This is a genomic window from Usitatibacter rugosus (genome assembly GCF_013003965.1).
GTDB classification, from domain to species: domain Bacteria; phylum Pseudomonadota; class Gammaproteobacteria; order Burkholderiales; family Usitatibacteraceae; genus Usitatibacter; species Usitatibacter rugosus.
Genome location: NZ_CP053069.1, coordinates 4,362,612 through 4,386,581, shown reverse-complemented (window position 1 = coordinate 4,386,581; position 23,970 = coordinate 4,362,612). Strand labels below are relative to the sequence as shown.

The window sequence follows — 23,970 nt, the reverse complement described above, 5'->3', positions numbered from 1 at the left end:
GTCTAGAGGCGGGGCGCTTCGCAGGCGACGGTCTGCCACGTGCCGTCGGTCTTCAGGCACAGGAACGACTCGCCGCGGCGGCAGGAGAGGGTCTTGTCGCCGCACTTGGCGCTGCCCCGGGACCAGTTGAGCGGCACCGCGGTGGACGGCGCGTTGGCGTCGTTGCGCACCAGACCGGGATTGGTCTTGAGCTCGGCCCAGCGCTTCTTGTCCCCGTCGTACTTGGCGCGGATGTCGGCGATTTCCTTCTCGTACTGGGCGATGCTCTTCTGCAGCGACACCTTCTCCGCCTGGACGCGTTCGTGGTCGGCGGAGAGCTGGGCGGGCATCTCGGCCTTCTTCGCCGCCTTGCTCTTGCCGGCCTTGTAGAACTCCATCTCGTCGGAGAGCTCCTGGGCGCGCTTGTCGACGGCGGTAATGCGTTCCTGGGTGAGGCGGATGCGCGCCTGCACCGGCTCGACGTTGCGGTCGCGGGCCATGTCCAGCTCGGCGGGACTGCTGTAGGTGGCCATCAGCGCGATGTCCTTGCGGCGCTGCTCGGCGGCCTGCTTTTCCTTCTCCTTGCGGTCCGCGGCCTCGGCCTCGCGGCTCTTGGCTTCCTCGGCGGTGGGCGTGGGGTCGATCTTGCGCAGCACCGTGCCGGAGGTGGAGATCTCGAACAGCGGCACCTTGGCGCAAGCGGCCGGAGGCGTGTCGCCGATGTGGGTTACGCCTTTTTCATCCACGCAACGGTACGCCGCGTGCGAGCTGCCCGCCGCGAGTGCCGCCACCACCAGGAAAAGCACCTTTCTCATTGTCATCCCTATGTGCGCCATCGGCGGGCAGCGGCATGGGCCGCCCGTTCCGACACTTCGTTCAGGCGGCGACGCCGTAGCGCCGCCGGTAATCCTCGATGTTCTCGATGTTCGACTTCTGGTCCGGCCGGCTCCGCAGGGTCGCCAGGATGTCGTCCAGGGTGGCGATGGCCGCGACGGGCACGCCGAAATCCCGGCCGACTTCCTGCGTGGCCGAGAGCTCGCCCTGACCCTTCTCCTGACGATCGACAGCAATTAGCACGCCAGCGGCGGCCGCTCCCGCCTGGCGGATCAGCTCCATCGACTCCCGCACCGATGTCCCCGCTGAAATCACGTCGTCCACGACCAGGACCCGGCCCGACAGGGGTGCTCCGACGATGTTGCCCCCTTCCCCATGGTCCTTCGCCTCCTTGCGGTTGAAGCTGTACGGCACATTGTGACCCAACGCGGCAAGCGCCATGGCCGTGCCGGCAGCGAGCGTGATGCCTTTGTATGCGGGTCCGAACAGGAGGTCAAACCGGATTCCCGACGCCAGGGCGGCCTGGGCGTAGAAACGGGACAGCTCGCCCAGGCTGGCGCCGTCGTTGAAAAGGCCGGCGTTGAAGAAGTAGGGGGACAGGCGGCCCGCCTTGGTCTTGAACTCGCCGAAGCGCAGCACCCCGACACGGATGGCGAAGTCGACAAACTCTCGCCGGAAGGCTCGGGGATCGGGGTTCGCGGCGGCGGAAGCGGCGCTCATCGGGGTCCGGGCAGGTACGATACGCGCTATTTTGCCTCGATCCGGCGGGAACTGCCGGTAATCCATGCGTATCGTGACGTTAAATGTGAACGGGCTGCGCTCCGCGGCCGCCAAGGGCTTCCTGCCCTGGATGAAGCGCCAGAAGCCCGACATCGTGTGCCTGCAGGAGATCAAGGCGCAGGAAGCCGACCTTTCGAAGGAGCTCCTCGCGCCGCCGGGCTTTCACGCCTTCTTCCATCCGGCCGAGAAGAAGGGCTATGCGGGCGTGGCCATCTACACGAAGTACGAGCCCGACAAGGTCGTCATCGGACTCGGCATCAAGGACATCGATCAACAGGGCCGTTTCCTGCAGGTGGATATCGGCAAGCTCTCGGTGATCTCGCTCTATCTTCCATCGGGCTCCAGCGGCGAGGAAGCGCAGGCGCGCAAGTTCTCCTTCATGGAGCGCTTCCTGCCGCGCCTGGAGCAGATGCACAAATGCGGACGCGAGATCGTGCTGTGCGGCGACTGGAACATCGCGCACAAGGAGATCGATCTGCGCAACTGGCGCTCGAACCAGAAGAACTCGGGCTTCCTCCCCGAGGAGCGGAAGTGGATGACGGAGATCTTCGAGCGCGTGGGCTGGGTCGATGCCTTCCGCGTCGTCGAGCAGGGCCCCGACCACTACACGTTCTGGTCGAACCGCGGCGACGCGTATAACAAGAATGTCGGTTGGCGCATCGACTACCAGGTCGCCACCCCCGGGATCGGCAAGCTCGCGCGCAAGGCTTCGATCTACAAGACGAAGCGCTTCTCCGACCACGCGCCGCTCACCATCGACTACGACTACAAGATCTAGACCTTGCTTCGCATCTCCAACGTAACGCTGCGCCGCGGCGCGAGGGTGCTTCTCGACGACGCCTCGATGAACGTGCACCCGGGCCACAAGGTGGGCTTCGTCGGGCCCAACGGCGCCGGCAAGTCGAGCGTGTTCGCTCTTGTGCTGAACGAGCTGCACGCGGACTCGGGCGAAGTCGCTTACCCGCCGCGCTGGGTGCTCTCGCACGTCTCGCAGGAAACGCCGGCGGTCGACCGCCCCGCGATCGAGTTCGCGCTCGATGGCGACGTGGAGCTGCGCGAGATCGAAGCCGCGATCGCCGCTGCCGAGGCTTCGCACGAGGAAGGCGAGGAGCTCGCCCACCTGCATTCGCGCTTCGAGGAGATCGGCGGCTACCAGGCGCGGTCGCGTGCGCAGAGCATGCTGGGCGGTCTCGGCTTCGATGCCGAAGCGCAAGCACGCCCCGTTGCATCGTTCTCCGGGGGCTGGCGCATGCGGTTGAACCTCGCGCGTGCGCTCATGTGCCGGGCGGACCTGCTGCTGCTGGACGAGCCCACGAACCACCTCGACCTCGATGCCGTGATGTGGCTGGAGGACTGGCTCAAGGCCTACGCGGGTGCCGTGCTCCTGATCACCCACGACCGCGAGTTCCTCGACACGGTGGCGCAATCCATCGTGCACATCGAGAACCGCAAGTTGAACACCTACGCGGGCAACTACTCGGCGTTCGAGACGCAGCGCGCCGATCGCTTGGCACTCCAGCAGGCGTCGTACGAGAAGCAGCAGAAGTCCATCGCGCACCTGGAGGCCTTCATCGCGCGCTTCCGGGCGAAGGCGACCAAGGCCGCCCAGGCGCAAAGCCGCATCAAGGCGCTGGAGAAGCTGGAGCGCATCGCGGCCGCGCACGTGGACTCGCCATTCACCTTCACCTTCCGCGAGCCGGCGGAAAAACCGAGGACGCTCTTCCGCCTGGAGGAGGCGAACCTCGGCTACGGCACGAAGGCGGTCCTCTCGGGCATCGAGTGGAGCGTGATGCTGGGCGATGCGATCGGTTTGCTGGGGCCGAACGGCGCAGGCAAGTCGACGCTGCTGAAATCGGTGGTCGGCAACCTCCCGCTGCTCTCGGGCGAGCTGCAACGCGCGCAGGGCCTTCGCGTGGGTTACTTCGCGCAGCACCAGGTCGACCAGTTGCGCCTGGAAGAAAGCGCGCTCTGGCACCTCGGCCACATCGCGCCGGGCGTACGCGAGCAGGAGCTGCGCGACTTCCTCGGGGGCTTCGATTTCCGCGGCGACCAGGTCATGCAGGCCTCCGCGAGCCTCTCCGGCGGCGAGAAGGCGCGCCTGGCATTGGCGCTCATCGTCTGGCAGCGTCCCAACCTGCTGCTGCTCGACGAGCCCACGAACCACCTCGACATCGAGATGCGCGAGTCGCTGGCGCAGGCGCTCACGGATTTCGAAGGCGCCCTCGTGGTCGTCGCGCACGACCGTGCGCTGCTCGCCGCCGCCACGGACCAGTGGCTGCTCGTGGCGGACGGTGCGGTGGTCCCGTTCGATGGCGATCTCGACGACTACAAGGAGTGGGCCAAGGCCTATCACGCGCGCGGCACGCAGCGCGAAGAGAAGGCCGGTGTTGTCGACCGGAAGGCCGAGCGCCGCTCGCAAGCCGAAGCCCGGCAGCGGACCGCGGATGTCAGGAAGCCCTTCGAGAAGAAGATCCGCGCCATCGAGACCGAGCTCGAGGTGCTGCAGAAGGAAAGCGCGGAGGCCGAGGCGTGGCTCGCATCCGGCGAGGCCTACGAGGAAGCCCACAAGGACCGGCTGAAGACCGTGCTGCAGCGCCGCGGCGAGGTCGCGACCCGCATCGCCACGCTGGAGGAGGACTGGCTGTGGCAGCAGGCCGCCCTCGATGCCGAGGTCAACCGCGTCCGCGAGTAGGCGTTGTTCGGGGAGCCACTCGCCCCCCTGCATGCGATGGGCCCATCCATCTCAACCAGGGAGGTTCCCATGCAACTGCAGTCCGCACTGCCCATCGTCCGCGCGCTCGCCGACGGCATCAACCCGCTCACCGGCGAAACGTTCAACGACGAAAGCCCGTATTCCGAGCCGCGCACGTTGCGTGCGCTTTTCTCCGCCGTGGAGCTGATGGAGCGGGAGGTCGAGCGCGAGAAGCGCCGCGAGCGCTTGCCCGCCAACTTCGGCAAGCCGTGGACGGAGGGTGAGGACCAGGCGCTGGCCGGCTCTTTCGACGCCGGCCACGCCCTGCTCGAGATCGCGCGCAAGCACGCGCGCACCGTGAGCTCCATCCGCCTGCGGCTGGAGAAGCTCGGGAAGATCGAGGCCCAGCCCGCGGCCTGACCGTCGCTCCCGCGAAGCATGCCCCCGAGTGAATCTATCGGGGGGCGGGAGCCTAGTCCTTCTCGAGTTTCATCACCGTGCCGTTCATGCAGTAGCGCAGGCCCGTGGGCTGGGGGCCGTCGTCGAACACGTGGCCGAGGTGCGCTCCGCAGCGCCCGCAGTGCACCTCGGTTCGCGTCATGAACCAGCTCTTGTCCACCGTCTCGCCCACGTTCTCCCGGCTGATGGGCGCGAAGAAGCTCGGCCATCCGGTGCCGGAATCGAACTTCGTGTTGGCGTTGAAGAGCGGCAGGTCGCACGCCACGCAGTGATAGACGCCCGGCTCCTTGCTGTCGTGGTTCGGGCCGGTGAAGGCGCGCTCGGTGCCGTGCTTGCGCGCGATCGTGTATTGCTCGGGCGTGAGGAGCTTCTTCCACTCCTCCTCGGTCTTGACGATCTTGTCCATGTCGATCCTCGTGTCAGGTCATCCCCGCGGAGCCTGCCCCCGAGCGCTTCAATCGGGGGGCGGGGAATCAGTCGGGAAATTATAGTCGGGGCGCTGCTCCAAACCTTACGTCCGGTATCCTTGCGCCACCTTGGCCACCAACGCATATGCCGCCGTTTTCCGCGATCGCAAGCTCGCGGTCCTGCTCCTCCTCGGCTACGCCTCGGGCCTTCCAATTTCGCTGGTCACCTCCACCTTCCAGGCGTGGGCCACGGTGGAGGGCGTGAGCCTGGTCGCGCTCGGCATGATCACGCTGGTCCAGCAGCCCTACACGTACAAATTCCTCTGGGCGCCATTCATGGACCGCTACGCGCCGCCCTTCCTCGGCCGTCGCCGCGGATGGCTCCTCATCACGCAGGTGGCCCTCATCGGCGGCATCGTTTGGATGGCGATGTACTCGCCGGGCGTGGACATCACGACGATGGCGCTGATCGCCGTGTTCGTCGCCTTCGCCTCCGCGTCGCAGGACGTCGTCTCGGACGCCTACCGGACGGATATGGTGACCAGCCCCCGGGAGCGCGGCCTCATCAGCGCGTTCTTCGTCGTCGGCTATCGCATGGCGCTGCTGGTTGCAGGTGCGCTCGCGCTCCTGATGGCCTCGGGCACCTCATGGCTTCCGGCGATCGGCTGGCAGAACACGTACTTCGTGATGGCGGCCCTGATGGGCATCGGCATCATCGGCGTGTTCTGGGCGAAGGAGCCGCAAGGCGTCACGCCGCCCCGCAACCTGCAGGAGGCCGTGTTCGCGCCGCTCTTCGAGTTCGTCCGCCGCCCGGGCGCGCTGATCCTCCTGGCGATGGTGATCCTCTACAAGGTGGGCGACGCCTTCGCGCTCTCGCTCACCACGCCCTTCCTCATCCGCGGCGTGGGTTTCTCGCTCGAGGACGTGGCCTACGCGAACAAGGTGATGGCGCTCATCGCCGCGCTGGTCGGCGTGGTCCTGGGCGGCGTGCTGATGCTGCGCTGGGGTCTCTTCAAGTCGCTGATGGTCTTCGGCATCCTGCAGGCCATCTCCAACCTGGGCTACATGGTGCTGGCCGTCGCGGGCAAGGACTACGCGGTGCTCTACGCCGTCATCGGCTTCGACCAGCTCGCCGGCGGCATGGGCACGGCGTCCTTCGTGGCGCTGCAGATGGCGCTGTGCAATCCGCGCTTCACCGCCTTCCAGTACGCGCTCATCTCCGCGCTGGCTGCCCTGGGCCGCGTCTACGTCGGGCCGGCTGCCGGGTACATGACCGATCCGCAGTACATGGGGTTGCCTTGGTCGACGTTCTTCTTCGTCACCTTCCTCGCGGCCCTGCCGGGCCTGGTGCTGCTCTGGTGGAAGAAGAAGACGGTGGTCGCGCTGGACGCTTCCACCTCTTGATTCAAGATCTCTCGGGCCCCCTTGAACCACGGAGGCACGGAGACACGGAGGGCCACGGAGTAATCCTTGAATGAACGTGAAGGATTCGGTCGTCGGCGAATCGCGACTGCCCGCAACTGCAATCCCTTGAAGAATTCCTCCGTGGCCCTCCGTGTCTCCGTGCCTCCGTGGTTCAAGGGGTCCCGAGTCATTTCCTCTTGAACCGAAAGACCGCGAGGTCTCCAAGCAGGTTGGGCATGAAGTTCACCTGCCGCCCCCCGGTGATCACCCGCTCGTCCAGGATCTCCGCCCCGACCTTCACGCACAGGTCCTCGAAGTCCTTCACCGTGCACAAGTGGATGTTGGGCGTGTCGTACCACTGGTAGGGCAGCGTCTTCGAGACGGGCATGTGCCCCATCGCGATGTCGAGGCGATGCTTCCAGTAGCCGAAGTTCGGGAACGTGACGATCCCCTGGCGGCCCACGCGCAGCATCTCGTGCAGCACCTTCTCGGTGTTCTTCATCGCCTGCAGCGTCTGCGACAGGATCACGAAGTCGAACTCGCCGTCGCCGAACGTGGAGAGCCCCGTCTCGAGGTCGAGCTGGATCACGTCCACGCCGTTGGCCACGCTCGCGAGCACGCCGGCCGGATCGATCTCCACGCCGTAGCCCACGACGCGCTGCGTGGCGGCGAGGCCGGCCAGCAGCGTGCCGTCGCCGCAGCCCAAGTCGAGCACGCGTGCGTTCTCGGGAATCCACGAGGAGATGAGCTCGAAGTCGTAGCGCTGTTGGGAGGGACTCATTCGCCGCCTCCCTCTTTCCCGCCGTAGCCCTTCATCTCTTCGAGCTCCGTGCCGCCGATCACGAGGGCGCCCGCACGCGACCCCAGCCCGATCTCCGCGGCCACGTTGTCCGCATAGGCGGCGACGATCTTGTGGTAGTGGACGTCGTCGAGCAGGAAGGCGTCGTGCCCGTGCGGCGCGTCGATCTCCGCGTACGTGACGCGCTTCTTGCCCGCCACGAGCGCGCGAACGATCTCGCGCGAGCGAGCCGCCGGAAAGCGCCAGTCGCTGCTGAACGAGGCGACGAAGAATCCCGCCTTCGCCGGCGCCAGCGCCTTCGCGAGGTCGCCGCCCGACTCCTTCGCGGGATCGAAGTAGTCGAGCGCCTTGGTCATGATGAGGTACGTGTTCGCGTCGAAGACCTGCGCGAACTTGTCGCCCTGGTAGCGCAGGTACGACTCGATCTCGAACTCCACGTCGTAGTTGAACGCGTAGCCCTCGCCCTTCGTCTCGCGACCGAACTTCTCGCCCAGCAGGTCTTCGGAAAGATAGGTGATGTGGCCCAGCATCCGCGCGAGCTTCAACCCGCGGGCCGGCACCTTGCCGTGCGCGTAGAAATTCCCGCCGTGGAAGTCCGGGTCCTGCACGATCGCCTGGCGCGCGACGTCGTTGAAGGCGATGTTCTGCGTCGAGAGCTTGGGCGCCGCGGCGATCACGAACGCGTGGCGGATGCGCTCGGGATACGTGATCGTCCACTGCAGCGCCTGCATTCCGCCCAGCGAGCCGCCGATCACGCCGGCGAGCTTCTCGATGCCGAGGCGGTCCATCAGCCGCGCCTGCGAAGCGACCCAGTCCTCCACGGTCACCAGCGGGAAGCCCGCGCCGTACGGCTGGCCCGTCGCGCGGTCGATCGAGGTGGGGCCGGTCGAGCCGTGGCAGCCGCCGAGGTTGTTCACGCCGATCACGAAGAAGCGGTCGGTGTCGATCGCCTTGCCCGGGCCGATCATGTTGTCCCACCAGCCGATCTTCTTCGGATCGTCGACGTAGTGGCCGGCGACGTGGTGGCCGCCGGAGAGCGCGTGGCAGACGAGGATCGCGTTCGAGCGATCGGCGTTCAGCGTCCCGTAGGTCTCGTAGACGAGCTCGTACGCGGCGAGCGTCTTGCCCGCCTTCAGGATCAACGGCTCGAGGAATCCCGCCTTCTGCGGCGTGACGGCCCCGACCGATCGCTGTTCCGAAGTGCCCATGAATGAAAAAACCCGACGGCCTGAAACAAGGGGCGTCGGGTTTTCCGGGACGTCACTCGTTTAGCCGCATTTATTGAGCGCCCGCAATCTGAGTTTCAAATCGGCGCTGACAAACTACATGTTACCGCAATTCCTTGATGCCTTTCACGTAGGCCTTCACCTTGTGGAAGACGAACTTCTTCAGGTCCGCGGGGAGGCTCTCGCCGGCCACCTTGAGCTTGCGCGAGACGATCACCGCGGGGAACACGCCGGCGTCGCCCTGCAGCAGCGCCGCGCTGTCGTCGGTGGCACGGCCCGTGAGCACACGGAGGTGATCGAAGCCGTGGTCGCGGCGCCACGAGAGCGCTCGCTCGTCATTGCGCTTGTCGTAGCAGAGCTGGAAGGCGACGGTCTTCCCGTCGCCCAGCTCCTGCCACGTCCACAGGTCGAAGTAGTCGTCCTGGAACCAGCGCCGCTTCACCGCGACGTTGTCCTGCCGGACGTGGGGAATCTCGCGCAGCATGCCTAGGCGCGCAGCCCCGGCTTCACGATCCAGCCCGCTTTCTCGAGGCCGGCCTTCGCTTCGGGGCTCGCCTTGCCGGCGATGAGGAGCGTGCGGCTCTTCGCAGTGAGCTCCTTCCTCTGCGTGAAGGCCTTCGCATCCGCGTCCCACAGGGCGTAGTCGATCGCGAGGGCCGCGACCACGCGACCGTCCGCGGTGCTGCCCACCGGCACGAGGTTGCTCATGCGGATGCGCGTGAGCTTGCCGTCCTTCTCGTGGAAGGCGGCCAGCATCGCCAGCGACTCGAGCAGGAAGCGCGCGCGGACTTCACCCTGCGTGTTGGCGGCCGTCGCGATGACCGAATCCATTCCGTCGATCCTGCCGAGGGCACCGAGGCGTGCCACGAGCGCGGTCTGCAGCGAGGGCGTGAACCACTTGTTGCGTGCGAAATCCCGTGCGGTGCGGTCCTTCACGCCCAGTGCGAGCAGCTTCTCGAGGTTCTCCTTCTCGAGGTCCACCGGCGCCTTGTTCCACACCGAGTCGCGCACCGTCTCGTCGAACGAGTAGGCGTACGAGATCGGCGCCATCGCCGCGCCCAGCGTGAGGTTCACGGCGAAGTTGCCGGCGAAGCTCGCCTGTGCGGCGCTGTCGAGCAGCGGACGCAGCACGGGGTTCGAGGTGTACGGGTCGATGTTCAGTTTCTTCGCCCATTCGCGCCGGGCCTTGTTGTAGCCGAAGGGATCGCCCGTGAAGGACGGCGGCGCGGGGTCGCCCGCAGGGGCGCTGCCACCGGCCCCCTTCGAGGCGCCCGTCGTCGCATCGACCGCCTTGTCTCCCACGTAGCTGGCTCCCGATTTCGCCATGTAGCCCATGCGGCCGAAGACGGTGCCCACGCCCTTGCCGATGCTCTCGGCCGTCTTGCCAGGATCGTCGACGGTGTTCACGGCGAACTTGGCGATCCCGGAAGCGGACTTGCCGAGCGCTTCGGTGAACGCGGAATCCTTCTGCACCTTCTGCAGCTCCTCGATCGCCTGCAGCTCCTGGACGCGCGCGGCGAGGAGGTTCGTGCCGCGCACGGTGAACTTGCCGAACTTCGACTCGATCACGAAGACGCCGAGGTGGCCCTCGACGGTGACGGGCTCGGCGACCGTGTGGCGGGGACTCTTCAACAGCGTGGCCGGTGCGAGCTCGGCGCCGGAGAGGGTGACGGACTGGGCCAGTGCGGCAGTCACCGCGGTGGCGAGGCCGGCGCAAAGCGCGACCTGGGTGACGAAGAGGCGGTTCATTTCGGGGGGGCTCCGGTTCTTGTTGGGCTTTGGGCGGACGGAAGGCCGCAGGATGATTGTGCGCCCCGAGCGCCCCGGAGGGCATTGCCCTAAGGTCTTAAGGGGCGGGCACCTGCAGGGTTCCCGGCGGCGGCTCCATCGCATCCACGTCGTCGCGAGTGACGACGCGATGCACGAAGTGGAGCTTGGCGACGGCCGGAGCGTTGAGCACGAACGGATAGATGTCGGGCTGGCCCATGCTGCGCGCCGTCTCGTTCAGCACCGTGGTGAGCACCACCCACGCGTTGATCCACGCGAGGAAGGCCTCGCCCGCCTCGCGCGGCGCGTGGCCATAGAGTGTCTCCGGGCCGAAGGGCGTGATCTTGAGCGGCACGGAGTTGGTGTCCAGCCGGTAGCTCGCCACGGTCTCGAGCGTCGATCGCAAGTGGAGGTAATGCGCCCAGCTCTCCGCCCAGTCCTCCCATGGGTGCGAGGCGGCATAGCTGCTGATGAAGCGTTGTCGCCAGTCGGGCGGCGGGCCGTTCGCGTAGTGATTCTGCAGCGCGGCACCGTAGTCGGCGCGCTCGTCGCCGAACAAGCCGCGAAATGGCCGCAGCCACGGCCCGTCGCGCAGCAGCCGGTCCCAATAGTAGTGGCCCAGCTCGTGGCGCAAGTGGCCCACCAGGGTGCGATACGGTTCCGAGAGGCTGTCGCGATTGCGCTCGCGGTAGTCGTCATCGGCTTCGGCGACGTTGAGCGTGATCACGCCCGCGGCGTGGCCCGTCATCACCGGCGGCTCGCCTTCGAGCGTCTCGAGGAAGTCGAAGGCGACGCCGCGCTCGGGGTCTTCCTCCTGCGGCACTACGGGAAGGCCCATGCCGAGGATGTTGAAGAGCACGCGCCGCTTGGCCCCTTCCAGCTCGCGCAGGCGTTGCGGGTTACGCGGGCGCGAGAGGATCGGGATCATCCGTGTCGTGCGGCACGAGAGGCAATCGGCGAACGGCTCGTGCGCGGGCACCATCCAGTTGCAGGCCACCTCGGTGGCGCGATGCGCGCAAAGACGGAAGCGCTCCACGTTGGTGCCCGCGCCGCGAAAGGTCCACGTGCCGTCGGAAGCGGAATCGATGGGGCCCAGGCGCGCCACGTAGGGATCGAACCCGATGTCGGCGCCGCAGCCCACGCAGCGCGTGTTGTCGAAGAAGATCGGCTGCCCGCAGGCGCACGAATAAGCTTGCATGGCCGAGACTATAGGTCACCGGAGGCTCACCGTGTTCTGCTTCCACGCCGGATCCTGCCAGCGCTGGAACGCGGAGAGGTGCGAAGGTTCCTCGGCCGTGCGCACCGTCGCGAGCGTGTCGAGGCGGATCAGCTCGAACGCGCGCTGGTAGCGTCCGTCGCCCGAGGCTTCGCGCGCCACGAGCATCTGCGAGCCGCCCGGCACCCAGCCCGCGACTTCCGCGTAGCCGACCCCCGGCGCGAACGTCGCCGGCGGCAGCACGCGCACGGTCCATGCGGCCCCGGCCTTGCGGAAGACCCAGGCCTCGCGCCACGTGTCGGTCTGCTGCACGGCCACGGCGACCGCATTCGACTCGCGATTCAGCGTCGCGGATTCCATCCACGGCAGCCCGTAGGTGCAGCGGCGCGCGAGGGGTGCCAGGACGTCGTTCTTCGCGTCGACCAGCAGCAGGCACGTCTCGCCCACGTTGCCCGAGACCGCGACCAGCCGCGGGCGCGAGTCGGGCTGCTTCGGCGCGGGCTTCGCCGGGATCGTCGCCCACCGCGAGGCACCGACACGCATCACCGCGTCGCTGTAGGCCCGCGTGTCGCTCTCGGTGAGATCTTCCTTGCGTACGGAAGCCAGCTCCGCGAGTGCGCGTTGTGCCGCGTCCGTCGTGGCCTCGCCGCGGCGCGCCTGGTGGTAGGCGAGCCCGGACCACACCGCGGCACGGCGCATGTGCACGCGATTCTTCATCGCGGGCGGCAGGTCGGCCACCGTCACGCGGTCGAGCATCTCCGAGCGCCACGCGTCGAGGGCCTGGCGCTCGCCGGGACGGAGGCCCGCGTCGATGCAGTCGCTACGCGTCACGGCGAGGGCGGCACGGGCGCGCTGCTCGGGGGTCGCGGCCATCGCCAGCACGCGCTTGAATGCGTCGCCGTCGTAGCAGAGGAGCACGCGGCCTTCGGCCTCCCGCGAGGTAAATCGCACACCGTGGCGCAGCGCCACGTCGAGGTGCGCCGAGACCTCGGCCTGCTCGGCCTTGCCCAGCGTGCCGGCGCTTGCACGGCGCGCGAGCCGCTCGGCGAACGTCCCGAGGGCATCCAACGCCTCCACGCCGTTCGGCCCGTTCATGACTTCCTTCGGCGCGGCCTGGATGTACGCGGCCGCGAACCCGATGCCGAGCGCCTCGCGCCCGGGCATCTCCCGCAGGAACCGGATCACCGCGAGAAGCTCCGGGGCCTCGGCCGCGTCGAGGCGGAAGCGCTGCACGAGGCGCGCCGCGACCCAGCCGCCGCGCTCGCGGCGGTAGTCGTAGACCTGCACGAACTCGAGCTTCTCGCCGCGCACCTCGAGAGCCTCGCCCTGGGAGAGCAGCGTGTGCGGCTTGCTCGATTCCTTCGGCGCCGCGCGAAGGCCCGCGGGCTCCTGCGTGACGATCGCGATGCCCCGGTCGCCGGATATCCCGGTCTTCACGGCCGGGGGCTCGGCCATCGCGGTCGCGGCGAGGGCCAGCGCCGCCAGCGCGAAGACGAAGAGCAGGCGCGTGTTCATTTCCGCGGCCTTCCGAGCAGCGCCGCGCTCACGATGTCGCCGTCCCCGCCGGGCGGCGCGATGATCACCTGCACCTTGTCGGAGAGCTTCTCGGCCATCGCCTTCTGGATCAGCAGCGGATGCGCCGTGACGATGAGGCCTTCGCGCGACATCTGGTCGGCATTGGCCTTGCCCACCTTCTCGAGGCGGTACGCCTCCGCGTCGGCAAGCTTCTGGCGCGCGTCGGCCTCGCCATTGGCTTCGATCTTCCGGGCGGCGGCACTAGCCTCGGCACCGCGGATCCGAGTCTGCTTGTCCGCCTCGGCCTCCAGCTTGCGTTGTTCGATCTGCCGCTCCTTCAACGGCAACACATGCTTCATCGCTTCTTCCTGGCCGCGGGCGGCGATCACCTGCTCGCGCGCATGCGCCTCGGCCGTCTTCTCGCGCCGGGTCTTCTCCGCCTCGCCGTCCAGCGCCACTTCCTTCACGCGCTTGTCCTTCAGCTCCAGCGTGTAGCGCATCTTCTCGGAGGCGAGCTCCTCGGCCAGGAGCTGGTCCATGCCGCGGCGGTAGTCGGCGGGCAGGTCCACCTTGCCGATCACGATCGAGCGCAGCAACACGCCGTCGGCGGCGAGCTTCGCCTTCAGGTCGGCCTCGACCGTCTTCAGGATCTCCGGGCGCTGCGTCGAGAAGATCTCGCGCACCGTGTACTTGGCGAACTCCTTGTAGATGGCGCCGCGGATCGCCGGCTCGACGATCTGCTTGTCGAGGTCTTCGGGAAGCCGCGAGGCCACGTCGCGAAGGCGCGCGGGGTCGAGCGCATAGCGCACCGAGAGGTCGACGCCGAGCGAGAGTCCCTCGCGCGACTGCAGCGGCGCGGGCCCGTCGGAACGCGCCATCTCGGTAGGACGGTAGTTGCGGTCGCGCAGCGAGAAGACGCGCATCTCGTGCAGCCCCGGCAACACGAGGACACTGCCGTCGCGCCACTGCGTGACTTCGCCGTTGAAGCGGTTCTCACGGACACCCGCTTCGCCGGTGCCGACCGTCTGCACCGGCGGGTGGCTCAGGATCACGTAGGCGACCGCGCCCACGATCGCGACGGGGACCACGAGCCCCCAGGGAAACTGCTTGCGGATCGACTGCACCATCTCCTTCACGCGCGGCAACATCGCTCTGGCCTCCAGGTAGGCCGGCCCCGATGGGCCGGTAGAGGCATTGCAACGTCCGGAGGAGATGCGGTGCTGCGCGAGCTATGGAGAGGCGGCGCTCAATTGTGGCAACGCGATTGCAGCCGCTGGCGCGGCTGGTGCTACAGCAACGTCAGTGAGAAGCCATCCACGCAGTGGCATCCGCCGCGGGCATGGGGTAACCGATGAAATACCCCTGCCCCTCGTCGCAGCCGTGCACACGGAGCGCGTCGAGCGTCGCGGCATCCTCGATCCCCTCGGCGGCGACCGAGAGGCCGAGCTGGTGGGCGAGGCCGATGGTGCTGTCGACGATCGCGCCGTCCGCGGGGCTGGCGAGCATCTGCCGCACGAACGACACGTCGATCTTGAGCTTGTGCAGCGGCAGGCGCTTCAGGTGCGAGAGCGACGAGTAGCCGGTGCCGAAGTCGTCGATCGCGATGCACACGCCGAGGTTGCAGATGCGCTCGAGGATGGCCTGCGCGCGATCGGGATCGCCGATCAGGCTGCTCTCGGTGATCTCGAGCTCCAGCATCGAAGGCTCCGCGCCGCTCTCCGAGATCACGCGGGCGATCTGCTCCGGGCAGCTGTCGTCCATCAGGTGGCGCGCGGAGAGGTTCACGGCCATCACTCCGCCCTTGTTCCAGGCGCAGCGCTGCTTCAACGCGGTCCCCAGCACCCACAGCGTGAGCGGGCGGATCACGTCGGAGAGCTCGGCGAGCGGCACGAACCGTCCCGGCCCGAGCAGGCCCAGGCGTGGATGCTCCCAACGCGCCAGCGCCTCGAATCCGGAGAGCTCGCCGTTCAGGAGGTTGCGGCGGGGCTGGTAGTGCACGCGCATCTCGCCGCGGCCCATCGCGCCGCCCAGCTCGGTGAGGAGCCCCAGGCGCTCGACGGAATACGGATCCTGCGTCGCCTCGTACACCACGAAGCCCGAGCCGTGACGCTTCGCTTCGTACATGGCCACGTCGGCGCAGCGCAGAAGGCCGCTCGGCGAGTCCGCATGGTCGGGGGCGATCGCGATGCCGATGCTCGCACCGACTTCGAGGCGGTAGCCTTCGATCTCCAGCGGTGCCGTGATCGCGGCGAGCGCCCGGGCGGCGGCGATCTCCGCCGTCGCATCGCGATCCAGGTGCTCGATCCACACCGCGAACTCGTCGCCGCCGAGGCGCGCCACCTGGCCGCCCCAGCCGGTGCGCATCTCGCGCTCGAGCCGGCGGGATAGTCGGATCAGCAGCGTATCGCCCACGTGATGGCCAAGGGTGTCGTTGATCTCCTTGAAGCGGTCCAGGTCCAGCAGCAGCAACGCACCGCGCCGCCCGGCCGCCGCGTTCGCGCCCATTCCCGCCTCCAGCATCTCGCGCAGCCGCACGCGATTGCCCAGGCCGGTGAGCGGATCGTGCCGCGCCTGGTGCTCGAGCGAGCGCAGCTGCTGCCGGCGTTCCATCTCCGCCGAGGCCCGCGCGGCGAAGATCTTGAGCAGGTTCTCGGCGAGCGCCACGTCGGCGAGCGGCCGCTTGAAGAGCACGGCGATGAGGCCCAGGGGCTTGCCGCTCGCGTCGATGAGCGGGGCGCCGACATAGGCCTCGATGTTGTTCTCGCTGAGGGCGCGGTCGTGCGGAAACCGCACGGCCACGCCGCTCGGATAGGCGCACACGCCGTGCGCCAGGATCGTCTCGCACGGCGACCCGTCGAGCGGATATTCGAAGTCGTCCCTCGGCTTGCCGTGGTCGCTCGTCGCGATGCTGCGCACCGTGCCCGTCTCCGGACGGCCGAGCTCGCCCACGAAGGCCAGGTCCGCTTCCAGGGCCCCGGCGAGATGGTCCACCAGCGAGCGAAAGAACGACTCGCCGATCGCCGCACCGACGCCGCGCGCGATGTCGGCCACCAGGCGCTCGCGGCGCTTCAGCTCGGAGATGTCGCGGCTGCTCGTGACGACGCATTGCTCCCCGCCGATCTCCACGCGGTGGCCGGAGAGCAGGAAGGTCCGGCGCTCGCCCGCCTTCGTGAGGAACTCGACCTCGTACTCGCGCACGAGGCCTTCGGTGCGGATGCGCTCGATCCAGCCCGAGCGCTGCTTGGGGTCCGCCCACAGGCCGACCTCGACGGTCGGGCGGCCCACCACTTCGGCGGCGGCGTAACCCGATTCGCGCTCGAAGGCGTCGTTCACGTGGAGGATCACGCCGTCGTCCATGCGCACGACGGAGATCCAGTCCGGGCTGGAGCGGAGCGCGCGCGAGAAGAGCGTCTCGGACTCGTCGAGCTTGGCGTGCGCGGCGCGCAGCGCCTCGTTGTCCAGCACCGACACGGCGAGATCGGCGATCGATCCCGTGAACTGCTGCTCGTCGGCGAACCAGTCGCGTCGCTCTCCGACGGATTCGAGGCACACGACACCGCGCGCGGCGCCGCCCCGCCAGATGCCGGCGTCCAGCATCGACACGATGTCGAGCGGCTCGAGATAGCCGTTGGCGAACTCCTTCGTGTGCGGATCCGTCGCGGCATCCGGCGCCACGATCGCGCGGCTCCAGCGCAGCGCGTGGAAGTACGAGGGGTATTGCTGGGCCTCCAGCGTGAGGCCCTTGGTGTGGCGCCCGGTCTTCACGTCGTAGAGGTCCTGGAGCATCAGCCGGTCGCGCTTGTCGTCCAGCAGCCAGATCGAGGCACGCTGCACGGAGAGCGTGCGCGCCGTGGCCTCGGTGAGCGCCTTCCACGCATCGGCGGCCAGCGCCGTCGGAATGCCGCTCTTCAGCAGCGCGAACAGGGTCGCCTGCTGTGTCTGGACCCGCAGCGCCGCTTGGTCGTGGGCTCGGTTCATGTCGGCAACCTACGCGTTCAGCTTCTCCATGAGGGCCTGCAGGCGTTCGGGCTCGTCCGTCTTGAGGATGCGGGCGACGAAAGGGGCGATGTCGGGGAGGCTGGTCGAGAGCACGCGCTGCTTCACCGTGAGCACGTGCGCGGGATGCATCGAGAAGTTGCGCAGGCCAAAGCCCAGCAGCAGGCGCGTGAGGTCCACGTCGCCGGCCATCTCGCCGCAGACGGCCACCGGCTTCTCATGCTGCTGCGCGGTGCGGATCACGCCCGCGAGCAGGTTCAGGATCGCCGGATGCAGCGGGTCGTAGAGGTGCGCCACCGCGTCGTCGGCGCGGTCGATGGCGAGCGTGTACTGGATGAGGTCGTTCGTGCCGATCGACAGGAAGTCGAGCTTGCGGATGAACATCGGCAGCGCGATCGCCGCGGCCGGCACCTCGATCATGCCGCCCACCGGCACGTACTCGTCGAACTTCACGCCTTCGGTCTTCAGCTGCTCCTTGGCCGCGGCCACGGCGAGCAGCGCCTGCGTGATCTCCGCCCAGGTGGAGAGCATGGGGATGAGGATCATCACCTTGCCGAAGCGCGAGGCGCGCAGGATCGCGCGCAGTTGCACGTTGAAGATGTGCGGCTCGGCGAGGCAGTAGCGGATCGCGCGCAAGCCCAGCGCGGGGTTGATCGTCGTGATCTCCTGGCCGTCGATCGCCTTGTCGGCGCCGCTGTCCAGCGTGCGGATGGTGACCGGCATGCCCTTCATGCCCTCGACCACCTCCTTGTAGGCCTCGAACTGCTCCTCCTCGTCGGGGAGCCCGCGGCGGTTCATGAACAGGAATTCGCTGCGGAAGAGGCCGACACCCGTGGCGCCGGAGGCGCGCACCGGCTCGACGTCCGAGGGTAGCTCGATGTTGGCGAAGAGCTGCACGGTGGTGCCGTCCAGCGTGGCGGCCGGCGCCGTCCGCAGGCGCTTCAATTTTTCCTTGTCGAGCCGCGCCTCGTTCTGCTTCAGGCGGTACTCGGCCAGGACGTGCTTGTCCGGGTTGACGATCACCACGCCCTGGGTGCCGTCGACGATGATCAGCTCGTCCTCGCGGATCATGCTGCGGCCGTGGTGCAGGGCGACGATCGCCGGCATGCCCATCGAGCGCGCGATGATCGCGGTGTGCGACGTGGCGCCGCCCAGGTCGGTCACGAAGGCGGCGAACGGGTGCTGGCGGAAGAGGATCACGTCGGCGGGCGAGAGGTCGCGCGCCACGAGGATGGGGGAGTCCTCGCCGCGCACCGGCTTCGCGACGATGCGCCGCTTGGTGCCGGCGAGGGCTTCGAGCACGCGCTCGGCTACCTGGCGCACGTCCTCCTCGCGCTCGCGCAGGTAGGGGTCCTCGATCTCGTCGAACTGCGCCGAGAGCTCGTCCAGCTGGATGCGAAGCGCCCATTCCGCGTTGCAGTGGCGCTCGCGGATCAGCTCGCGCGGCGCCTCGGTGAACGCGGAATCGTCGAGCAGCATCAGGTGCACGTTCACGAACGGCGCCAGCTCCGCCGCCGCGCTATGTCGCACGCTCGACGCGAGCTCCTTCAGCTCGTCGCGGACCTCCTTGACGGCCCGGTCGTAGCGGCGCTGCTCGCGCAGGATCTCTCCGGGCGGAACCTCGTAATGGTCCACCTCGGTCGACATGCCGAGGAACAAGTGCGCGTGGCCGATCGCGATGCCCGAGGACACCCCGATGCCGTGCATCGTGAAGCAGACGCTGGAAGCCTTCGCGTCCATGGGCTAGCTGCCCTCTCCGAATTTGTCTGCGAACAGCTTCTCCAGCGTATCCATCGCCGCCTGCTCGTCCTCGCCCTCGGCCTCGATCTCGACCGTGGCGCCGAGCCCGGCGGCCAGCATCATCACGCCCATGATGCTCTTCGCGTTCACGCGCCGGCCGTTGCGGGAAAGGAACACGCCGCTCTTGAAGGTGGAGGCCGTCTGCGTGAGCTTGGCCGAGGCCCGCGCGTGGAGGCCGAGCTTGTTCACGATGGTGATGGTTTTCTTGATCATGGCGTGCGGTGGGGCATGCGCGTGAGGCCGTCCTGGCCGCCCGAGAGCGCCTTGCCGATCACGACCTCGAGCGGCTCGTCGCGGTACGTGAGGGCGCGGATCAGCATGGGCAGGTTCACGCCCGCGATGCCTTCCACCTTGCCGGGCTTGAGGATGCGCGCGGCGATATTCGAGGGGGTGGCGCCGTAGATGTCGGTCAGGACCAGCACGCCCGCGCCCTGGTCGAGGAAGCGGATCAGGTCCTCGGCCACCGGGAGGATCGCGTCCGGGTCGTCGTGGATGGTCACGCCCAGCTGCCGCAGATAAAGGGGCCGCTTGCCGAGCACGTGGCTCGCGCAGTGGATGAGCGCTTCGCCGAAGGCGCCGTGGGAGACGATCAGGATGCCGATCATGGAGCCCATTCTAGCGGCGCTCCGTAAATGCGTCCTGAGCCATAATGGGGCCATGGATCGCAAACACCCCGTCCCGACCGAAATCACCCTCCACCAGGCCTCGAACCGGCTCGAGATCGCCTTCAACGACGGCCAGGCCTTCGACATGTCGACGGAGTACCTGCGCGTGTTCTCTCCCTCGGCGGAGGTTCGCGGGCACGGGCCCGGCCAGGAGGTGCTGCAGACGGGCAAGCGCAACGTCGGCATCACGGCCATCGAGCCGGTCGGCGCCTACGGGGTGAAGCTCGTCTTCTCCGACGGGCACGACACCGGGATCTACTCCTGGGACTACCTCTACGACATCGGCGCCAAGCAGGACTCCAACTGGCGCAGCTACCTGGCGCAGATGGAGCAGGCCGGCGCCTCGCGCGACGTCGAATCCGCCCTCGCAGCCCACGTCCACGGGCCGGGCTGCAGCCACCACTGATGGCGGGCAAGACCCACTTCGGCTTCCAGCAGGTCGACGAAGCCGAGAAGGCGGGCAAGGTCGGCGCGGTCTTCAAGTCGGTCGCGGGCAACTACGACCTCATGAACGACCTCATGTCGTTCGGCCTGCACCGGGCCTGGAAGCGCTTCACGATCGAGCTCTCGGGCGTCCGCGAGGGCTCTCGCGTCCTCGACGTGGCCTCGGGCAGCGGCGACTTGGCACTCGCGTTCTCCAAGCGCGCCGGTTCCACCGGCCAGGTGTGGATGACGGACATCAACGGCGCCATGCTCGCCGTGGGGCGCGACAAGGTGCTGGACGCCGGCTTCTTCCCGCCACTGGCCCTGTGCGACGCCGAGAAGCTCCCCTTTCCGGCCGATTCGTTCGATTGCGTGAGCGTCGCCTTTGGGCTGCGCAACATGACGCACAAGGATCGGGCGCTTGCGGAGATGGCGCGCGTCACCCGCCCGGGCGGGCGCGTGCTGGTCCTGGAGTTCTCCAAACCGCACAAGGTGCTGGAGAAGCCGTACGACACCTACTCGTTTTCGATCCTGCCGAAGCTCGGCAAGTACGTCGCGAGAGACGAAGAGGCCTACCGCTACCTCGCGGAATCGATCCGCATGCATCCCGACCAGGAAACGCTGAAGTCGATGATGGAGACCGCGGGCCTCACGCGCGTCGAGTACTTCAACCTCACGGGCGGCGTGGTGGCGCTGCACCGCGGCTTCAAGGCCTGATGGGCCCGCGTCCGGTCACGGCCGCGCTGAACCACGTGCTGCGCTCGACGCCGGTCGCGATGGAGCGCCTCGCCCGCTACGCCGGCAAGACCGCGGCCTTCCACGTCGGCCCCGTCACGTTCGCCTGGACGGTGCAGACGACGGGCGAGGTGACCGCGGCGATCCCCGGCGTTACGCGCGATCTCGAAGTGCGCATCTCGCCCTTCCTGCTGCCGCGCCTCGCGATGCACGACGAGGCGGCGTACCGCGAGGTCGGCATGACCGGCGACGCGGAATTCGCGCACGAGGTGTCCTTCCTCGCGCGGAACCTGCGCTGGGACGCGGCCGAGGATCTCTCGAAGGTCGTGGGCGACGTCGCGGCGAATCGCGCGGCGGGTGCGGCCAACGCCACGGCGCACTGGGCGAGCGAGGCGGTCAAGCGCACGACGGCTGGCGCGGCCGAGTACTGGACCGAGGAAAGCCCGCTCATCGCCTCGCGCGTGAAGGTCGAGGACTTCACCCACGGCGTCTCGGAGCTGCGCGATGCGGTCGAGCGCCTCGAGAAGCGGATCGAGCGCCTCGCCCCCGGAGCCTCGACGCCGGGCTAAAGCCCGGACTGTGGAGACATTCTGGATTTCGCGGTTTCCCGCCTGCGTTCCATTGCCCGCGCCGGAGGCCTTGCCGGAAAATGAGGCATGCGATTTTCTCCCGGCATCACGGCGAAGCTTTTCGCCGCCTTCCTCGTCACCAACATCGTGACCGCGGTGGTGGTGGGCTGGGGCGTGCGCGCGGCCTTCGACACCGGCTTCGAGGCGTACGTGAAGGAGCGCGAGGAGTCGCGCCTGAACCGGCTCGCGGCGGTCCTCTCCACGGCGTACACCGAAGCGGGGAGCTGGGACTTCCTTCGCGGCAATGAGTCTTTGTGGCTGGACCTCAATCGTTCGGTGCGTCCCGAGCCGCGCGGCTTTCGCACTTCGCCGCGCGAGCCGATGCGGGGCGGGGAGTTCGGCAGGGGACCGGCACCCGGCGACTTCACCAAAGGTCCGGGTGAGTTCGGAAGGGGGCCGCCTCCGGGTGAGCCCGGCAAAGTGCAGCCTTCGCCGCGCGAGGGCTTCGGCATGGGCCCGCCTCCGGGACGCGAGTTCGGTCCGCCGCCCGCCGTCGTGCTCGACGAAGCCGGCCGTGTCGTGGCCGGTCGCAGCAATCCCGGCGAGGAATTGATGCGCCGCCCCGTTGTTTCCGGGGGACATCGCGTCGGCTGGATCGCGGCACCGATGCGCGAGACCGCGTTCGACTTCGCCGACCGCCGCTTTCGCGACCAGCAGTGGCGCGCGGGATGGATCGTGGCGCTCGTGGCCGTGGCGCTCTCCGCGATCGTCGCGGCTTTCCTCGCGCGCGGGCTGCTCTTTCCCGTGAAGCGCATCGCCGCGGCGACGCGGAAGCTCGCCGACGGTGACTACGCCACACGGGTCGAAGCCACGTCGAGCGACGAGCTCGGACAGCTCGTCGAGGACTTCAATCGCCTCGGCAACGCGCTCGAGAAGCACGAGGCCGCGCGGCGCAACTTCATGGCGGACGTGTCGCACGAGCTGCGCACGCCGATCGCGGTGCTGCGCGGAGAGCTGGAGGCGATCGAGGACGGCGTGCGCAAGGCCTCGCCCGAGAACATGGCCTCGCTCAAGGCCGAGGTCGCGCGCCTGGCGCGCCTGGTCGACGACATCCACGACCTCTCGCTCGCCGACGTGGGCGGCCTCGCCTATCGTTTCGAAGCGGTGGATCTCGGCCGGATCGTCCTCGATACGCTCGAGCACGCCGCCGCGCGCATCGAAGCCCGCGGCCTCGACGTCGCGGTAGACGTGCGCACACCCGATGGAATGCTCGCCGTCCGCGGCGACGCGCAACGCCTGGGCCAGCTCGTGGCGAACCTGCTCGAGAACACGCTGCGCTATACGGACGAACGCGGGCAGCTTCGCATCGGCCTTCGCATCGAGGGCCGCGAGGCCGTCCTCGAGTGGAGCGACTCCGAACCCGGCGTGCCGCCCGAAGCACTGCCGCGTCTCTTCGAGCGTCTCTTCCGCGTCGAGACTTCGCGCAACCGGACGCATGGCGGCTCCGGCCTCGGCCTCGCCATCGTGAAGGGCATCGTCGAGGCGCATGGCGGAACGGTTTCGGCCCGTGCGAGCGAGCTGGGCGGCCTGCGCATCGAGGCGCGGCTGCCGCGCGGGGAAGCCGCATGACGCGTCCCGCCGCGCCCTTCGTGCTGGTGGTGGAGGACGAGCCGAAGCTCGCGAGCCTTGTGGTGGATTACCTGCACGCGTCGGGATTCGAGGCCCATCACGTGGCGGACGGTCGCGACGTCCTGGCCGCCATCGTCGAGCGCAAGCCCGACATCGTGCTGCTCGATCTCATGCTTCCCGGCCGAAGCGGCCTCGAAGTCTTCAAGGACATTCGCGCGCGTGCCGACATCCCGATCGTGATGGTCACGGCGCTGGTGGAAGAGGTCGACCGCCTGATCGGCCTCGAGCTCGGCGCCGACGACTATGTGTGCAAGCCGTTCAGCCCACGCGAGCTGATCGCCCGCGTGAAGATGGTGCTGCGTCGTGCGGCGCGTGCCGAACCGACGGCCACGCCGGGCCTCACGCTCGACGAATCCCGCTACGAGGCGCGCCTGGACGGCGAGTCGCTCGATCTCACGCCTGTGGAATTCCGCCTGCTCAAGATGCTCGCCTCGAACCCGGGCCGCATCTTCCCGCGGGACACGCTGCTGGACGGCCTCTATGCCGATCATCGCGTCGTTGCCGACCGCACGGTGGACAGCCACGTGAAGAACCTGCGCCGCAAGCTCTCGCGCGTGCGTCCGGAGGAGGACCTCGTCCACTCCGTCTACGGCGTTGGCTACAAGCTCGACATCTAGCAGGAAGGAAAAAAGGAGCCGGCTCGGGAGAAACCGGCCCCAGGAGGGACCCGCGATTCAGGGGGAATCATCCAATCGGGGTCTGTTGCGGGATCAGTGGCGCGGAGGGCCGGGCGGGCGCGGCATCAGCTGCTTCAGCTTCGCGAGCTCGTCGGCATTGAGCACGGTGGCCAACTGCTTGTCGGTGTCCTCGCGGACGGCGCGCATCTTCTCGCGCGAGGCGGTGAGGATGGCCTCGACCTTCGCGCTGCGCGTCGCGTCGAGATTGAGTGACGAAAGGTCGGGCCGCGGGGGTGGGCCGTCGGGGCGCTGGGCGAGGACCGTGGTGGTGATGGCCCCGGCGAACAGCAGGGCGAGCAGGCGTCGGAAGAACATTTTCTCTCCTGGAAGTCGGGTAG

Annotated in this window: 24 protein-coding genes; 9 read left to right on the top strand and 15 right to left on the bottom strand. The window is 68.1% G+C overall.

The annotated features are described in order from the left end of the window. Window positions 1-2: 2 nt before the first annotated feature. Together DSM104443_RS20870 and pyrE are read right to left on the bottom strand one after the other, a co-directional pair. On the bottom strand, window positions 3-794 hold the full coding sequence (locus DSM104443_RS20870; RefSeq protein WP_171095804.1) for a DUF4124 domain-containing protein: 792 nt from the start codon (window positions 792-794) through the stop codon (window positions 3-5). Window positions 795-855: 61 nt separating this feature from the next. Further along, window positions 856-1,533, bottom strand: a complete 678-nt coding sequence (gene pyrE, locus DSM104443_RS20865) for an orotate phosphoribosyltransferase (RefSeq protein WP_212756827.1) — start codon at window positions 1,531-1,533, stop codon at window positions 856-858. 64 nt (window positions 1,534-1,597) lie between these two features. Here pyrE and DSM104443_RS20860 point away from each other — a divergent pair, with 64 nt between their 5' ends. From DSM104443_RS20860 to DSM104443_RS20850, 3 genes are all read left to right on the top strand, one after another. Further along, window positions 1,598-2,371 (top strand): exodeoxyribonuclease III, encoded by a 774-nt coding sequence (locus DSM104443_RS20860; protein ID WP_171095799.1) that lies wholly within the window; start codon window positions 1,598-1,600, stop codon window positions 2,369-2,371. Between the two features lie 3 nt (window positions 2,372-2,374). Continuing rightward, complete coding sequence (locus tag DSM104443_RS20855; protein ID WP_171095797.1) at window positions 2,375-4,285, top strand: ATP-binding cassette domain-containing protein; 1,911 nt, start codon at window positions 2,375-2,377, stop codon at window positions 4,283-4,285. Between the two features lie 69 nt (window positions 4,286-4,354). Further along, a complete protein-coding gene (locus DSM104443_RS20850) occupies window positions 4,355-4,705 on the top strand; it encodes a hypothetical protein (RefSeq protein WP_171095795.1) in 351 nt (116 codons plus the stop codon). Window positions 4,706-4,757: 52 nt separating this feature from the next. Here the strand turns inward: DSM104443_RS20850 and msrB are convergent, their stop codons facing one another. Continuing rightward, window positions 4,758-5,150, bottom strand: coding sequence for a peptide-methionine (R)-S-oxide reductase MsrB (gene msrB / locus DSM104443_RS20845; protein ID WP_171095793.1), 393 nt, complete (start codon window positions 5,148-5,150; stop codon window positions 4,758-4,760). Between the two features lie 130 nt (window positions 5,151-5,280). Here msrB and DSM104443_RS20840 point away from each other — a divergent pair, with 130 nt between their 5' ends. Then, window positions 5,281-6,555 (top strand): AmpG family muropeptide MFS transporter, encoded by a 1,275-nt coding sequence (locus tag DSM104443_RS20840; RefSeq protein ID WP_171095791.1) that lies wholly within the window; start codon window positions 5,281-5,283, stop codon window positions 6,553-6,555. 187 nt (window positions 6,556-6,742) lie between these two features. On the opposite strand, the gene metW is transcribed toward DSM104443_RS20840, so the two are convergent. The 11 genes from metW to DSM104443_RS20785 form a co-directional block, all read right to left on the bottom strand. Next, on the bottom strand, window positions 6,743-7,336 hold the full coding sequence (gene metW, locus DSM104443_RS20835) for a methionine biosynthesis protein MetW (protein WP_171095789.1): 594 nt from the start codon (window positions 7,334-7,336) through the stop codon (window positions 6,743-6,745). Next, window positions 7,333-8,562 carry a homoserine O-succinyltransferase MetX gene (metX, locus tag DSM104443_RS20830; protein WP_171095787.1) on the bottom strand — a complete coding sequence of 410 codons (1,230 nt, stop codon included), beginning with the start codon at window positions 8,560-8,562 and terminating at the stop codon, window positions 7,333-7,335. Before metX ends, metW begins: the two co-directional genes overlap by 4 nt. Window positions 8,563-8,683: 121 nt before the next feature. Further along, entirely contained in the window at window positions 8,684-9,064 is a 381-nt protein-coding gene (locus tag DSM104443_RS20825) for a hypothetical protein (protein ID WP_171095784.1), read from the bottom strand. A 2-nt stretch (window positions 9,065-9,066) separates the two neighbouring features. Then, window positions 9,067-10,329 (bottom strand): hypothetical protein, encoded by a 1,263-nt coding sequence (locus DSM104443_RS20820; protein ID WP_171095783.1) that lies wholly within the window; start codon window positions 10,327-10,329, stop codon window positions 9,067-9,069. A gap of 97 nt (window positions 10,330-10,426) precedes the next feature. Beyond that, window positions 10,427-11,545, bottom strand: coding sequence for a zinc-binding metallopeptidase family protein (locus tag DSM104443_RS20815; protein WP_171095780.1), 1,119 nt, complete (start codon window positions 11,543-11,545; stop codon window positions 10,427-10,429). A 15-nt stretch (window positions 11,546-11,560) separates the two neighbouring features. Continuing rightward, on the bottom strand, window positions 11,561-13,078 hold the full coding sequence (locus tag DSM104443_RS20810) for an SH3 domain-containing protein (RefSeq protein ID WP_246232383.1): 1,518 nt from the start codon (window positions 13,076-13,078) through the stop codon (window positions 11,561-11,563). After that, complete coding sequence (locus tag DSM104443_RS20805; protein ID WP_171095778.1) at window positions 13,075-14,226, bottom strand: SPFH domain-containing protein; 1,152 nt, start codon at window positions 14,224-14,226, stop codon at window positions 13,075-13,077. The genes DSM104443_RS20810 and DSM104443_RS20805 overlap by 4 nt, the downstream gene beginning before the upstream one ends. Window positions 14,227-14,377: 151 nt before the next feature. Beyond that, on the bottom strand, window positions 14,378-17,056 hold the full coding sequence (locus tag DSM104443_RS20800) for a sensor domain-containing phosphodiesterase (RefSeq protein ID WP_171095776.1): 2,679 nt from the start codon (window positions 17,054-17,056) through the stop codon (window positions 14,378-14,380). 9 nt (window positions 17,057-17,065) lie between these two features. Further along, window positions 17,066-18,814, bottom strand: a complete 1,749-nt coding sequence (gene ptsP / locus DSM104443_RS20795; protein ID WP_171095774.1) for a phosphoenolpyruvate--protein phosphotransferase — start codon at window positions 18,812-18,814, stop codon at window positions 17,066-17,068. Between the two features lie 3 nt (window positions 18,815-18,817). After that, on the bottom strand, window positions 18,818-19,087 hold the full coding sequence (locus DSM104443_RS20790) for an HPr family phosphocarrier protein (RefSeq protein WP_171095772.1): 270 nt from the start codon (window positions 19,085-19,087) through the stop codon (window positions 18,818-18,820). Next, window positions 19,084-19,479, bottom strand: a complete 396-nt coding sequence (locus DSM104443_RS20785) for a PTS sugar transporter subunit IIA (RefSeq protein WP_171095770.1) — start codon at window positions 19,477-19,479, stop codon at window positions 19,084-19,086. The genes DSM104443_RS20790 and DSM104443_RS20785 overlap by 4 nt, the downstream gene beginning before the upstream one ends. Window positions 19,480-19,531: 52 nt before the next feature. Here DSM104443_RS20785 and DSM104443_RS20780 point away from each other — a divergent pair, with 52 nt between their 5' ends. From DSM104443_RS20780 to DSM104443_RS20760, 5 genes are all read left to right on the top strand, one after another. After that, window positions 19,532-19,945: a gamma-butyrobetaine hydroxylase family protein gene (locus DSM104443_RS20780; protein WP_171095768.1), complete on the top strand. Its 414-nt coding sequence runs from the start codon at window positions 19,532-19,534 to the stop codon at window positions 19,943-19,945. Continuing rightward, on the top strand, window positions 19,945-20,679 hold the full coding sequence (gene ubiE, locus DSM104443_RS20775) for a bifunctional demethylmenaquinone methyltransferase/2-methoxy-6-polyprenyl-1,4-benzoquinol methylase UbiE (protein WP_171095766.1): 735 nt from the start codon (window positions 19,945-19,947) through the stop codon (window positions 20,677-20,679). Before DSM104443_RS20780 ends, ubiE begins: the two co-directional genes overlap by 1 nt. Then, on the top strand, window positions 20,679-21,266 hold the full coding sequence (locus tag DSM104443_RS20770) for a ubiquinone biosynthesis accessory factor UbiJ (RefSeq protein WP_171095763.1): 588 nt from the start codon (window positions 20,679-20,681) through the stop codon (window positions 21,264-21,266). Before ubiE ends, DSM104443_RS20770 begins: the two co-directional genes overlap by 1 nt. 87 nt (window positions 21,267-21,353) lie before the next feature. Next, entirely contained in the window at window positions 21,354-22,895 is a 1,542-nt protein-coding gene (locus tag DSM104443_RS20765) for an ATP-binding protein (protein ID WP_171095761.1), read from the top strand. Continuing rightward, window positions 22,892-23,572 carry a response regulator gene (locus tag DSM104443_RS20760; RefSeq protein ID WP_171095760.1) on the top strand — a complete coding sequence of 227 codons (681 nt, stop codon included), beginning with the start codon at window positions 22,892-22,894 and terminating at the stop codon, window positions 23,570-23,572. Before DSM104443_RS20765 ends, DSM104443_RS20760 begins: the two co-directional genes overlap by 4 nt. A gap of 93 nt (window positions 23,573-23,665) precedes the next feature. Here the strand turns inward: DSM104443_RS20760 and DSM104443_RS20755 are convergent, their stop codons facing one another. After that, window positions 23,666-23,947 (bottom strand): hypothetical protein, encoded by a 282-nt coding sequence (locus DSM104443_RS20755; protein ID WP_171095758.1) that lies wholly within the window; start codon window positions 23,945-23,947, stop codon window positions 23,666-23,668. Window positions 23,948-23,970: the final 23 nt, after the last annotated feature.

Bases quoted from the DNA above. Each gene is read 5' to 3' on its own strand.
- DSM104443_RS20870 (WP_171095804.1), bottom strand. From the start codon at position 794: ATGAGAAAGGTGCTTTTCCTGGTGGTGGCGGCACTCGCGGCGGGCAGC.
- pyrE (WP_212756827.1), bottom strand. From the start codon at position 1,533: ATGAGCGCCGCTTCCGCCGCCGCGAACCCCGATCCCCGAGCCTTCCGG.
- DSM104443_RS20860 (WP_171095799.1), top strand. From the start codon at position 1,598: ATGCGTATCGTGACGTTAAATGTGAACGGGCTGCGCTCCGCGGCCGCC.
- DSM104443_RS20850 (WP_171095795.1), top strand. From the start codon at position 4,355: ATGCAACTGCAGTCCGCACTGCCCATCGTCCGCGCGCTCGCCGACGGC.
- msrB (WP_171095793.1), bottom strand. From the start codon at position 5,150: ATGGACAAGATCGTCAAGACCGAGGAGGAGTGGAAGAAGCTCCTCACG.
- metW (WP_171095789.1), bottom strand. From the start codon at position 7,336: ATGAGTCCCTCCCAACAGCGCTACGACTTCGAGCTCATCTCCTCGTGG.
- metX (WP_171095787.1), bottom strand. From the start codon at position 8,562: ATGGGCACTTCGGAACAGCGATCGGTCGGGGCCGTCACGCCGCAGAAG.
- DSM104443_RS20825 (WP_171095784.1), bottom strand. From the start codon at position 9,064: ATGCTGCGCGAGATTCCCCACGTCCGGCAGGACAACGTCGCGGTGAAG.
- DSM104443_RS20820 (WP_171095783.1), bottom strand. From the start codon at position 10,329: ATGAACCGCCTCTTCGTCACCCAGGTCGCGCTTTGCGCCGGCCTCGCC.
- DSM104443_RS20815 (WP_171095780.1), bottom strand. From the start codon at position 11,545: ATGCAAGCTTATTCGTGCGCCTGCGGGCAGCCGATCTTCTTCGACAAC.
- DSM104443_RS20810 (WP_246232383.1), bottom strand. From the start codon at position 13,078: ATGAACACGCGCCTGCTCTTCGTCTTCGCGCTGGCGGCGCTGGCCCTC.
- DSM104443_RS20805 (WP_171095778.1), bottom strand. From the start codon at position 14,226: ATGTTGCCGCGCGTGAAGGAGATGGTGCAGTCGATCCGCAAGCAGTTT.
- DSM104443_RS20800 (WP_171095776.1), bottom strand. From the start codon at position 17,056: ATGAACCGAGCCCACGACCAAGCGGCGCTGCGGGTCCAGACACAGCAG.
- ptsP (WP_171095774.1), bottom strand. From the start codon at position 18,814: ATGGACGCGAAGGCTTCCAGCGTCTGCTTCACGATGCACGGCATCGGG.
- DSM104443_RS20790 (WP_171095772.1), bottom strand. From the start codon at position 19,087: ATGATCAAGAAAACCATCACCATCGTGAACAAGCTCGGCCTCCACGCG.
- DSM104443_RS20785 (WP_171095770.1), bottom strand. From the start codon at position 19,479: ATGATCGGCATCCTGATCGTCTCCCACGGCGCCTTCGGCGAAGCGCTC.
- DSM104443_RS20780 (WP_171095768.1), top strand. From the start codon at position 19,532: ATGGATCGCAAACACCCCGTCCCGACCGAAATCACCCTCCACCAGGCC.
- ubiE (WP_171095766.1), top strand. From the start codon at position 19,945: ATGGCGGGCAAGACCCACTTCGGCTTCCAGCAGGTCGACGAAGCCGAG.
- DSM104443_RS20770 (WP_171095763.1), top strand. From the start codon at position 20,679: ATGGGCCCGCGTCCGGTCACGGCCGCGCTGAACCACGTGCTGCGCTCG.
- DSM104443_RS20765 (WP_171095761.1), top strand. From the start codon at position 21,354: ATGCGATTTTCTCCCGGCATCACGGCGAAGCTTTTCGCCGCCTTCCTC.
- DSM104443_RS20760 (WP_171095760.1), top strand. From the start codon at position 22,892: ATGACGCGTCCCGCCGCGCCCTTCGTGCTGGTGGTGGAGGACGAGCCG.
- DSM104443_RS20755 (WP_171095758.1), bottom strand. From the start codon at position 23,947: ATGTTCTTCCGACGCCTGCTCGCCCTGCTGTTCGCCGGGGCCATCACC.